Origin of the sequence: Marinithermofilum abyssi, from assembly GCF_014641195.1 — a bacterium.
Taxonomy (GTDB): Bacteria; Bacillota; Bacilli; order Thermoactinomycetales; family DSM-45169; genus Marinithermofilum; species Marinithermofilum abyssi.
The window spans coordinates 94,317-106,186 of sequence record NZ_BMHQ01000011.1 but is presented as its reverse complement, the minus strand read 5'-3'; the positions used below and the strand labels follow the sequence as shown (position 1 = coordinate 106,186).

Below are 11,870 nucleotides of genomic sequence, written 5' to 3'. Positions count from 1 at the left end.
GATAAGTTCTATGATGTCCGCTGAAGGCGGTATATGACTGAAGTTTCGTTAACAAAATACACCCTCGGGGCCCGGTATGTCCAGTTTTTTGCACAGGAAAAAACCGCCGTTTGGCGGCTTGGCTTGGAGACTGCTTTTTCTTTGATTATCCCTCGTGTACTTCCTCCACATACTCCGGATATTCCGTCAAAAAAGTTCGGGCGACCTCTTCGTATTCTTCATCCGGGATATCCTTCAAGTCTCCGTCCTCGATTTCGAAAAAGTAGGGATAACCCGCCGGGTTTTCCCGGTTGTAGTACATGCCGATCAATCGATCGCGGTAAGGGAAGGTAGCGCCCAATACCACAGACTCCATGCCGTCTTCCGTTTGCAACTGGCGAAAAAAGACGGGTTCTACCTGGTCCAGCACCACTTCGGTATAAGTTTCGCCGGGGTATCGCAGCTCCAAGCCGTCTTCCTTTTCTTCCACCACATACAGCTGGCGGGCGGCCTCTTTGTTCCAAACCAGCAACAGGTGTTTGACGTTTTCATGGATAAACACATATTGGTGCGGGGTTTGAAAACGGATGTGCACAAGCAGTCCTCCGTTCGGATATCGATTCGGTCTCAGCATATCAGAGGTTTCACCAGGCGTCCAGGATGACAGCCGAAGGAAACGAAGAAGCCCCCTTCCTTCCCCGGAAGCGGGCTTTTTTTCACTGCTCCTTCTCTGGCAATACGGTAATGTAGGCGACCATGGGGCCGTTTTGATCCACTCCGTGGTGGTTGTGGCAAATCAGTTCATAGGTACCGGGTTTATCCGCCACAAAACGGACGGTGGTAGCTTTTCCTTTTTTCACCGTACCTTGCAGACCGAACTCTTTCAGGGAAAAGTGGTGTACTTTCCCGTGCACGCCGTGCATCACCAGCTTTATCCGGTCCCCTTCACGGACGACGAGATTGCCCGGGTTCCACCGGTATACTTCCATTTCCCTGCCGTTGACCGTGGTCTTATATTCCGTGGTGATCAGGTGGAAGGTTTTTTCAGTCTGGGTTTCCGAAGTAACCTCTTCGATTACGGTTTTGCCGCCAAACCAGGGCATGGGTAACAGGGCCGACGTTGCGATGAGGACAAAAGCGAAAGCGATGCTCAAGTAGAGCCATTGTCTGGATGTAGTCATGGAATTCCTCCTTTTCCGGTTTTCATTTCCCATCCTTACCGCTTGGGGGAGAGTTTAGACGTGTTCCGTTTGAAAAATCCCAACTATTGGATGTTGTATCTTTTTCGAGGAGCTGCATATAATAGGAACAAACGTTCTGATAAGGTGCGTGTCTAACAAACTTCCGGTATCAAAAAAGAGAACCGGGGAAAACGTAACGGCTGGATTCAACATCTGTAAGAAAGAGGACTTCCGGGAGGAATCATCATGGACTGGGTACTTACACATGGATCGGCATCGGGTTTTCCCATCGATATGATTTACCTGGATGAGCAGGGGAACTGTACGCAGCGGCGTGTTCGCATCTGCTCTGTGGAAAAGGACTACATCCTGGGCTTTTGCTATGAGCGGCGGGCTTTTCGCCGCTTTAAACGGAGCGGGATCTTGGCAGCGATGAAAGGAGAAGGACACCGTGGACCGAGGCAATAAGCTGTGGGAGGGGCACCGGATGGTGCTGCCGGAGCATGTGGAATGCTATCTTGACCAGCGGAAGGAAAGATACCAGCCTCCTGTGCTGGATGAACAGCAGACAGAAGAGTTGAACCGAGTGGTACAGGAAGCAAGAGCGGAAGATCGCCCCTTGCGATGGACAGCTTATAACGAAGAGGGTCCTTATGTGGTGGAAGGGAAAGTCGGGCGTGTCCATCCGATGCATGGCTGGGTGGAAGTGCTCACCCTGGAGGGGAAGGTGCGCTTGCCCATCGTTCGGTTGCTCGATGTGGAGAAATTGGGATAGCAAAATATAGGAAGGATGGAACCATTTTTCGTCCATTTTCGATTTTTCCCAAAAGAGTTCCGGGTGCGGTATTTTCGCAAGCCCAAAACCGTGCTATACTGACCATGAAACTTATTTGAAATCGCTCACTTCGGGTAACCTAGTGAAAGGCCGGCCGGTCTCTCCGATTGCCGGTCGCGAAAATCAGGAGGGTGGAACATGAGCTCCGATTCGCGCAAGGAAAACCAAGAAAATGATTTGCTGGACATGGTGTTCGGAACGACCGTCGCAACGGTGTTCTTCATGGGCATTGCGGCTGCCGGTATGGTAATCAGCATGCTGGTGAAGTGACAGGAGCAAAAGGGCTGGGGACAAGCAGCCCTTTTGTTGTGTGTGAAAACGGCTGTTCATCAGAAAGTATATAAGGCAACGGGATTTCCAAAGGGCAGGTGAAAACGGTTCACCACCTGTGCTCCTTGGGAAGTGCGGCGGCAGACGGTTGGCAAAGCCCGTCACATGCGCTATACTTTCCATGGAGCCAAGAAGGTTCGCCCTGCTGGGATTTTTCTTCGGAATTCAGGCAAAATGCCATTGTTGCCAGAAGGTTCTGTAAGTGGTCGCATCTTGCTTGAAACCAAAAAGGGTGTCCTCGAACCCGAAGGTGAACCGCCGGGCTTTTTTTGATGAATGAAGATGAAACGAGATAGGGGGATGGGGCATGAACGTACATGAATACCAAGGCAAAGAAGTGCTGAAACAGTACGGGGTGGTCGTTCCCCGTGGCCATGTCGCTTACACACCGGAAGAAGCAGTGGACGCAGCGAAAAAACTCGGCGGAGATCTGTGGGTGGTCAAAGCCCAAATCCATGCCGGCGGCCGCGGGAAAGCCGGCGGTGTGAAACTGGCCCGCAGTCTGGATGAGGTAAAAGCCTTTGCTTCCGAGCTGTTGGGCAAAGTGCTGGTTACCCACCAAACGGGCCCGGAAGGAAAAGAAGTGAAACGCCTGCTCATCGAAGAGGGCTGCGCCATTCAGAAGGAATATTATGTCGGAATGACGCTGGACCGTTCCAAAGGCCGTCTGGTGATGATGGCTTCGGAAGAAGGCGGTACGGAGATCGAAGAAGTGGCTGCACGCACGCCGGAAAAAATCTTCAAAGAAGTGGTGGATCCGGCTGTCGGGCTGCAAGCTTTCCAGGCCCGCCGTTTGGCATACTCCATCGGCATTCCGAAGGAACTGATCAACAAAGCCGTGAAATTTATGCTCGGTCTGTACCAGGCATTCGTGGATAAAGATTGCTCTCTGGCGGAAATCAACCCTCTGATCACCACCAAGGACGGTCAGGTCATGGCGCTGGATGCCAAGCTGAACTTCGATTCCAATGCGTTGTACCGTCACAAAGACATCGTGGAGCTGCGGGACTTTGATGAAGAAGATCCGAAAGAGATCGAAGCTTCCAAGTACGATCTCAGCTATATCGCTTTGGACGGCAACATCGGCTGCATGGTAAACGGAGCCGGTCTGGCCATGGCCACCATGGACATTATCAAACACTATGGCGGAGAGCCGGCCAACTTCCTGGATGTGGGAGGCGGCGCCACCACCGAGAAAGTGACGGAAGCCTTCAAGATTATTCTGGATGATCCCAATGTAAAAGGTGTTTTGGTCAACATTTTCGGCGGGATCATGAAATGCGACGTCATTGCCAACGGTGTGGTGGAAGCGGCGAAACAAGTGGGCCTGGATCGTCCCCTCGTGGTTCGTTTGGAAGGAACCAATGTGGAGTTGGGTAAAGAGATCCTCAATCAGTCCGGACTGAAAATCGTCGCTGCCGACTCCATGGCGGACGCTGCAGAAAAAATCGTGTCCCTGGTGAATTAACAACGTCCCAAAAACATCTGGAAAGGCGGGTTCAACGTGAGTATCTTTGTGGATAAAAACACCAAAGTCATCACCCAAGGCATCACCGGCTCCAATGGCTTGTTCCACACCAAACAAGCGATCGAATACGGAACCCAGGTGGTCGGCGGGGTGACCCCGGGCAAAGGCGGTACGGAAGTGGAAGGCGTGCCGGTGTTCAACACGGTCAAAGAAGCAGTGGAAGCAACAGGTGCCAACGCTTCCGCCGTGTACGTGCCCCCGGCGTTTGCCGCTGATGCGATCATGGAAGCGGTGGACGCGGAGCTGGATTTGGTCATTTGTATCACCGAGGGCATCCCGGTGCTGGATATGGTGAAAGTGCGCCGTTACATGGAAGGAAAGAAAACACGCCTGATCGGTCCGAACTGCCCCGGCGTCATCACTCCGGGCGAGTGCAAAATCGGAATTATGCCTGGTTATATCCATACTCCCGGAAAAGTGGGCATTGTATCCCGGAGCGGAACCCTCACTTATGAAGCGGTGCATCAGTTGTCCACCCGCGGTATCGGTCAATCCACCGCAGTGGGTATCGGCGGCGACCCAGTCAACGGGACCAATTTTATCGATGTACTGAAAGAGTTCCAAAAGGACAAAGACACCGAAGCCGTGATTATGATCGGGGAAATCGGCGGTACGGCAGAAGAAGAGGCCGCCGAATGGATCCGTGACAACATGGATAAACCGGTGGTCGGCTTCATCGGGGGTCAGACTGCGCCTCCGGGAAAACGGATGGGCCATGCGGGTGCCATCATTTCCGGCGGTAAAGGTACCGCGGCTGAGAAGATCGCCAAATTGGAAGAGTGCGGCGTGGCTGTGGCCCCGACCCCGGCCGTCATCGGTGAAACGCTGGTGCGCGTCCTGGAGGAGAAAGGGCTGCTGCAAACCTGCATCACGAAGAACTGAGCGGGCATCCAGCTCGTGCATTCGTGCAATAGAACCTTTCTTCAGCGGGAATGTTGTCATCTTAGAGACGGAAATCGTGTGACCCGTCAGCCATCCATCCGGTATCCTCGACACCCGGGAGGATGTGTCTGTGAGGGATCACCACCAACATCAAGCGGAAAGGGACCTTTACGGTCCCTTTTTTCATGGGAGGGAGCGCTTGTGAAAAGCCGGAAGTGGACACGTCGGGATGGTTTGGTGGCTATGCATCAGATTGCGGGTGTGGGATGGCATACATTGGACCGCCTGTTGACAGCGGGGTGGGACCCTTCGTCCGATCAAGTGGATTCTTATCTGACGCTGCTGGAAGGGAAGGTGGCTTCAAAAAAGGTAAAAGAGCACATTTGCCAGAAATGGGGAGCGGAGCTGGTATCTCGTACGTCGGAAGAGCTCAGCCGCCGAAATATTGCTGCTGTCACCGTGTGGGATCCGGACTACCCCGATTCCTTGAAGCAGCTCCCCCAGCCTCCCTGGGTTCTGTATGTGAAGGGGGATCGGAACCTGTTAAAGAGCAGCGGGCTGGGCGTGGTGGGCGCGCGCAAACCGACAAACTACGGGAAAATCGCTGCCCGCCGGTTGGCGAAAGACGTAGCAGCGCAGGGGTGGACCGTGGTGAGCGGGTTGGCAACAGGGATTGACGGAGAAGCCCACCGGGCGGCCCTGGGGGTTGACGGAAAAACGATTGCCGTGCTCGGTTCGGGGGTGGATGTGGTATACCCCAAACATCACCGCGCATTATATGAAGAGATTTGCCGAAGGGGCGCCGTGGTTTCCGAAGTCTCGCCGGGCACGCAGCCTCACCCGGGATTGTTTCCTCAACGCAACCGGCTGATCAGCGGGCTGACCCACGGCATTTTGGTGGTGGAAGCCGCAGAACGAAGCGGTTCGTTGATTACTGCTGATTGTGCGATGGAACAAGGGCGGGAAGTGTTTGCGGTGCCGGGGCCCATCACATCGGAGTTGAGCCGCGGGACGAACCGGCTGATTCAACAGGGAGCCAAGTGTGTCACCTGTGTCGAGGATATCTGGGAGGAGTTTTCTTTTTTTACCCCTGCCCCGGCGCCGTCGCCGACATCAGCAGAGCATTCCCGACAGACAGAGCCGGTGATGTCTCTTTGTGAGGAAGAACGTCGGATTTACGCATATATAAAGGAAGAACCTCGTTCATTGGAGGAGATTGCATCCCATGTGGAGTATCCCTTGCAGGAGATGCATCGCTATCTGGTGCAGTTACAGATGAAGGGGTTGATTCGGCAGCTACCGGGAGCCCGTTTTGTCCAATGCTGAGGTTGCTCTCATCCCATTATGTTTGATAAGGTACAATAGCGGCAAGAGTAGAGGAATAAGTCCTCCACTTGCAAAACGGGGGATGTGTGACATAAGCTAAGGATATTCGAAATTACTGGAGCGGTTTATTGTGAGGGGAGGGCGCGGGATGGCCGATTCACTCGTAATCGTCGAATCACCCGCCAAAGCGAAAACGATCGGAAAATACTTGGGAAAAAAATATATTGTGAAAGCCTCGATGGGGCATGTGCGCGATCTGCCCAAAAGCCAGCTGGGTGTGGATACGGAGAACAATTTTGAACCCAAATATATTACCATTCGCGGCAAGGGGGATGTGCTGAAGGAGCTGCGGGACGCCCGCAAAAAAGTGAAACGCGTCTACTTGGCAGCGGACCCCGACCGCGAGGGGGAAGCGATCGCCTTTCATTTGGCTCACAGTCTCAATTTGGAACTGGATGAACAATGTCGCGTGGTGTTTAACGAAATTACCAAAGATGCCGTGAAGGAAGCGTTCAAGCATCCTCGGAAAATCAACATGGATCTGGTGCAGGCGCAGCAGGCCCGCCGCATTCTCGACCGCTTGGTCGGGTATGGGATCAGCCCGGTCCTGTGGAAAAAAGTGAAAAAAGGGCTAAGTGCCGGCCGGGTGCAATCTGTGGCCGTCAAGCTGATCATCGACCGGGAAAACGAGATCCGCAATTTCCAGCCGGAAGAATATTGGACCGTGACGGTGCAACTGATTGCCGGTGACGAAGTGTTTGAAGCCAAGTTTTACGGATACGGAGATAAAAAGGCGGATCTGAAATCGGAAGAAGACGTCAAGAAACTTTTGGACGCGATCAAAGGCAAGCGGTACAAAGTCAAAGACGTTAAGAAGAGCGAACGCCGCCGCAATCCGGCACCGCCTTTTATCACCAGTTCGCTGCAGCAGGAAGCAGCCCGCAAGCTCAATTTCCGTGCCGCCAAAACCATGTCCATCGCCCAGCAGTTATATGAAGGGGTGGACTTGGGCAAAGAAGGCACAGTGGGTCTGATTACCTACATGCGTACGGATTCCACCCGGGTTTCCGATGTGGCCCAGGAAGAGGCCCGGCAGTTTATCTCAAAGCAGTACGGGGACAAATACCTGCCTGCCAAACCCCGGGCACACAAGAAAAAGGCGGGGGCCCAGGATGCCCACGAAGCGATCCGTCCCACTTCGGCCATGCGCTCGCCGGACAAAATGAAGCCCTATCTCAGCCGGGACCAGCTGCGCTTGTACCGGTTGATCTGGGAGCGGTTCGTGGCCAGTCAGATGGCCCCGGCGGTGTTGGACGCCATTTCGGCGGATATTGAAGCAGGGGATGCCATTTTCCGGGCGACCGGATCCAAAGTGAAGTTTCCCGGTTTTATGAAGGTGTATGTGGAAGGGGACGACGACGGTAAAAAGGAAGAGGATAAATTCCTGCCAGCGTTGGAAGTGGGGCAAGTGCTCAAAAAAAAGAGCATCGAACCGAAGCAGCACTTTACACAACCGCCGCCGCGTTATACAGAGGCCCGTTTGGTGAAAACCATGGAGGAAAAAGGAATTGGGCGCCCCAGTACGTACGCCCCTACACTGGATACCATCCAGAAGCGCGGCTATGTGATGCTGGAAGATAAGCGTTTTGTCCCGTCGGAGCTGGGAGAGATCGTGATCTCCTTGATGGAGGAGTTTTTCCCGGAGATCCTCAATGTGGAGTTTACTGCGCACATGGAGGAGGACCTGGACCACATCGAAGAAGGGAAAGCAGACTGGGTCAAAATCCTGGAACGCTTTTACGAGCATTTTCAAAAGCGTCTCAAAGTGGCGGAAGAAGAGATGAAGGAAGTGGAAATCCAGGACGAGGTGTCGGATGAGAGCTGTGAAAAATGCGGCAAACCCATGGTTTACAAATTTGGCCGCTACGGCAAATTCCTCGCTTGTTCCGGCTTTCCGGACTGCCGCAATACGAAGGCCATCGTCAAGTCGACCGGGGTGAAATGCCCCAAGTGCGAAAAAGGCGAAATCGTGGAGCGGAAGAGTAAAAAACGGCGCACTTTCTACGGATGCGACCGATACCCGGATTGCGATTTTGTATCATGGGATAAACCGGTGGAACGTCCCTGTCCCAAGTGTCAAAGCATGATGGTGGAAAAACGGCGCAAAAAAGGGACGCTGATCAAATGTACCGAGTGTGACTATCAGGTAGAGAAGAACTAACACCAAAGGAGGGGAACCCAATGTCCCAGGAACAAGTGACGATTATCGGCGCGGGCTTGGCGGGAAGTGAAGCGGCGTGGCAGGCTGCCCGCCGCGGCGTACGGGTCCGTCTCATTGAAATGCGGCCCCAGAAGCCGACACCGGCGCATCGTACCGGCCAATTTGCAGAATTAGTATGCAGCAATTCCCTTCGTTCCAACGAGTTGACCAACGCGGTTGGTATTTTGAAGGAAGAGATGCGCCGGCTGAATTCCCTCATCATCGGCAGTGCGGATGAACATGCTGTCCCTGCCGGGGGAGCGTTGGCGGTGGACCGGGATCTCTTTTCCGCGGAAGTGACGAAACGGCTCAAGGAGCATCCCAACGTGGAGATCGTGGAAAGGGAGATGACAGAAATTCCTGATGGGATTGCCATTATTGCTACGGGGCCTCTCACTTCCGAAGGGTTGTCGGAAAACATTCGCCGTCTGACCGGGGAAGAATACCTGTATTTTTATGATGCAGCAGCTCCGATTGTGGAAAAAGAGAGTATCAATATGGAGAAGGCGTTTGTCGCATCCCGATATGACAAGGGAGAAGCTGCTTACATCAACTGCCCGATGACGGAAGCGGAGTTTGACCGCTTCTATGAAGCACTGATCAACGCGGAAGTGACTCCGCTGAAGGAATTTGAAAAAGAGATATACTTCGAGGGCTGCATGCCGATCGAAGTGATGGCCAAGCGCGGCAGACAGACGATGCTGTACGGCCCGTTGAAGCCGGTCGGTCTGGTCGACCCCCGAACCGGTGAGCAACCATTTGCCGTTGTACAGCTTCGTCAGGACAACAGCGCCGGCACCCTGTACAATCTGGTCGGTTTCCAAACCCACCTGAAATGGGGGGACCAGAAACGAGTAATTCACATGATTCCCGGCTTGGAAGAAGCGGAAATCGTCCGCTACGGCGTGATGCACCGGAATACCTTTATCAACTCACCGAAGGTGTTGAAACCGACCTATCAGTTCCGGAAGCGGGACACCCTTTTCTTTGCCGGGCAGATTACCGGGGTGGAAGGCTATGTGGAATCTGCCGCTGCCGGTTTGATCGCCGGGATCAATGCCGCCCGCCTGGCCAAAGGGTATGAGCCGGTCACCTTGTCCCCGGAGACGGCGATGGGCAGCTTGGCCCACTATATTACCACGGCAGCTCCGGATAACTTCCAGCCAATGAATGCCAACTTCGGTCTGTTTGCTCCCCTGGAAAAGCGCATCCGCAACAAGCGCGAGCGCAATCAGCGCATCGCAGAACGGGCGCTGGCCCGCATCGATGAGGCGGCGAAAGCCCTAGATGGGGTTCAGTGTTGACGTCTCTTTGGTGACACATAGCGTCCGAGACAACCGCGGCCTGCCCAGATGAGGCCGCGTCTCATCCATCCTTATAGATGGCCGTTTGTTAGCACAAGTCGCGAAAAGGGTTTTGAAGCCATTGCTGGATACATATATAACCTTTAAAAATCAATGTTGTCGCATTGTTGGATTTTGATCGTTTGCACCAACGAAAAGAACGGTATAGTGGTAGGTAGGTTCTGTGCCTCTTAGTTCGATTGAACCCTTTTGTGACCCGAGGAGGAAAGTGAATGGACACCTTTCACGCAACCACCATTTTTGCCATCCGGCATAAAGGAACTGTGGCGATGGCGGGAGATGGGCAGGTCACGTTCGGCAACCAGATGATCATGAAACACCAAGCAAAGAAAGTTCGCCGTTTGTACAGGGGGAAAGTAGTAGCCGGCTTTGCTGGTTCGGTGGCAGATGCAGTCACCCTCTTTGAGAAGTTTGAAGGGAAGCTGGAAGAATTTCACGGAAACCTGCCACGAGCCGCAGTGGAATTGGCCAAAGAGTGGCGAGCGGATAAAGTGCTCCGCAAGCTGGAAGCGATGCTGATCGTAGCAGATAAAGAGCATCTACTCTTGGTATCCGGTACCGGTGAAGTGATCGAACCGGATGACGGAATGCTGGCGATTGGTTCGGGCGGCAGCTATGCCTTGTCTGCCGGGCGGGCTTTGGCTCGACATGCTCAAGAGATGACCGCGGCTGAGATCGCCAAAGCAGCGTTGACCATCGCCGGTGAGATCTGCGTCTTCACCAACGATCAGATCGTTCTGGAGGAGGTATGACAGTGGCAAGTCAATCCAGGAAACAACAGGAACAATGGACGCCCCGGCAAATCGTGGCGGAACTGGATAAATATATCGTGGGACAACATACTGCCAAACGCGCGGTGGCCATCGCCCTGCGCAACCGCTATCGGCGGACGCTTCTGGCCGAAGAGCTGAGGGATGAAGTGGTCCCCAAAAACATCCTGATGATCGGTCCCACCGGTGTAGGGAAAACGGAAATCGCCCGCCGGTTGGCGAAACTGGTTGGCGCTCCTTTTGTCAAGGTAGAAGCGACCAAGTTTACCGAAGTGGGTTACGTGGGCCGGGATGTGGAATCCATGGTTCGCGATCTGGTGGAAACCGCCATCCGCATCGTTAAAGGGGAGCAGATGGAATCTGTCAAAGAGAAGGCGGAAGAGTTGGCAGACGAGCGGATTGTCTCTATCCTGGTCCCATCTAAAAAAGCGGAAAGCGCCTTTAAAAACCCGCTGGAAATGTTCTTTAACCAATCCGCCAATCGGGTCGGCGAAAAAGAGAGTGTACAACAAGATCAAGAGCTGGAACAACGGCGGCGTCAGGTGCGCTTCCAGCTGAAAAGCGGACAGCTGGAAGACGAAGTGATCGAGATCGAAGTGGAGGATCAGGCGCCGATGCTGGATATGTTCGCCGGTTCCGGCATGGATCAGATGGGGATCAATATGCAGGAAATGCTGGGTCAGTTCATGCCCAAGAAAATGAAGAAGCGGCGTCTGCCGATCAAGGAAGCGCGAAAAGTGCTGGTGCAGGAAGAAGGGCAAAAGCTGATCGATATGGATCAAGTGATTCAGGAATCCCTCGAACGGGTGGAGCAATCCGGCATCATCTTCATCGATGAGGTGGACAAAATCGCGGGCAAAGACCAACGCGGCGGGCCGGATGTTTCCCGAGAAGGCGTGCAACGGGACATTTTGCCGATCGTGGAAGGCTCAACGATCATGACCAAATACGGTCCCGTCAAAACCGACCACATCCTGTTTATCGCTGCCGGAGCGTTTCACACAGCGAAGCCCTCGGATATGATTCCGGAGTTGCAAGGGCGTTTTCCGATCCGGGTGGAGTTGAATGACTTGACTGCGGAAGATTTTGTCCGGATTTTGACGGAGCCCAAAGGAGCTCTTCTGAAGCAGTACACTGCCTTGTTGGAAACGGAAGGCATCTCCGTAAAGTTTACCGACGATGCGATCAAGGAAATCGCTAAACTGGCAGCCGAAGTGAACCAGGGAACGGAAAATATCGGAGCCCGTCGCTTGCATACAGTGATGGAACGTCTGTTGGAGGAACTCTCCTTTGAAGCCCCGGACATCACGTTGGAGGAAGTATCCATCACGCCGGAATATGTGCGGGAACGCCTTTCCGATATCGTCGAAGACCGGGATCTGAGCCAGTACATTTTATGAGGACCGACCATGGCG

General features: G+C 53.7%; 12 protein-coding genes. 10 read left to right on the top strand and 2 right to left on the bottom strand.

What is annotated here, in order from left to right:
- Nucleotides 1-145: 145 nt before the first annotated feature.
- The gene (locus IEW70_RS14625; RefSeq protein WP_188648653.1) at nucleotides 146-574 is read right to left on the bottom strand and encodes a hypothetical protein; all 429 of its coding nucleotides are present in this window, start codon (nucleotides 572-574) and stop codon (nucleotides 146-148) included.
- Between the two features lie 121 nt (nucleotides 575-695).
- Nucleotides 696-1,160 (bottom strand): cupredoxin domain-containing protein, encoded by a 465-nt coding sequence (locus IEW70_RS14620; protein WP_188648652.1) that lies wholly within the window; start codon nucleotides 1,158-1,160, stop codon nucleotides 696-698.
- A gap of 246 nt (nucleotides 1,161-1,406) precedes the next feature.
- Between IEW70_RS14620 and IEW70_RS14615 the strand changes: the two genes are divergently transcribed.
- From IEW70_RS14615 to hslU, 10 genes are all read left to right on the top strand, one after another.
- The gene (locus tag IEW70_RS14615) at nucleotides 1,407-1,628 is read left to right on the top strand and encodes a hypothetical protein (protein WP_188648651.1); all 222 of its coding nucleotides are present in this window, start codon (nucleotides 1,407-1,409) and stop codon (nucleotides 1,626-1,628) included.
- Complete coding sequence (locus IEW70_RS14610; RefSeq protein ID WP_188648650.1) at nucleotides 1,612-1,935, top strand: YolD-like family protein; 324 nt, start codon at nucleotides 1,612-1,614, stop codon at nucleotides 1,933-1,935. The genes IEW70_RS14615 and IEW70_RS14610 overlap by 17 nt, the downstream gene beginning before the upstream one ends.
- Before the next feature lie 198 nt (nucleotides 1,936-2,133).
- A complete protein-coding gene (locus tag IEW70_RS18195) occupies nucleotides 2,134-2,265 on the top strand; it encodes a hypothetical protein (protein ID WP_268234887.1) in 132 nt (43 codons plus the stop codon).
- A gap of 367 nt (nucleotides 2,266-2,632) precedes the next feature.
- The gene (gene sucC, locus IEW70_RS14605; RefSeq protein WP_188648649.1) at nucleotides 2,633-3,793 is read left to right on the top strand and encodes an ADP-forming succinate--CoA ligase subunit beta; all 1,161 of its coding nucleotides are present in this window, start codon (nucleotides 2,633-2,635) and stop codon (nucleotides 3,791-3,793) included.
- 36 nt (nucleotides 3,794-3,829) lie between these two features.
- Nucleotides 3,830-4,735 (top strand): succinate--CoA ligase subunit alpha, encoded by a 906-nt coding sequence (gene sucD, locus IEW70_RS14600; protein WP_188648648.1) that lies wholly within the window; start codon nucleotides 3,830-3,832, stop codon nucleotides 4,733-4,735.
- A gap of 201 nt (nucleotides 4,736-4,936) precedes the next feature.
- Nucleotides 4,937-6,061: a DNA-processing protein DprA gene (dprA, locus tag IEW70_RS14595; RefSeq protein ID WP_188648647.1), complete on the top strand. Its 1,125-nt coding sequence runs from the start codon at nucleotides 4,937-4,939 to the stop codon at nucleotides 6,059-6,061.
- 148 nt (nucleotides 6,062-6,209) lie between these two features.
- Nucleotides 6,210-8,282 (top strand): type I DNA topoisomerase, encoded by a 2,073-nt coding sequence (gene topA / locus IEW70_RS14590; protein WP_188648646.1) that lies wholly within the window; start codon nucleotides 6,210-6,212, stop codon nucleotides 8,280-8,282.
- Nucleotides 8,283-8,302: 20 nt separating this feature from the next.
- Complete coding sequence (gene trmFO, locus IEW70_RS14585) at nucleotides 8,303-9,625, top strand: FADH(2)-oxidizing methylenetetrahydrofolate--tRNA-(uracil(54)-C(5))-methyltransferase TrmFO (protein ID WP_188648645.1); 1,323 nt, start codon at nucleotides 8,303-8,305, stop codon at nucleotides 9,623-9,625.
- Between the two features lie 272 nt (nucleotides 9,626-9,897).
- Nucleotides 9,898-10,437: an ATP-dependent protease subunit HslV gene (gene hslV, locus IEW70_RS14580; protein WP_188648644.1), complete on the top strand. Its 540-nt coding sequence runs from the start codon at nucleotides 9,898-9,900 to the stop codon at nucleotides 10,435-10,437.
- Entirely contained in the window at nucleotides 10,434-11,855 is a 1,422-nt protein-coding gene (gene hslU, locus IEW70_RS14575; protein WP_188648643.1) for an ATP-dependent protease ATPase subunit HslU, read from the top strand. Before hslV ends, hslU begins: the two co-directional genes overlap by 4 nt.
- Nucleotides 11,856-11,870: the final 15 nt, after the last annotated feature.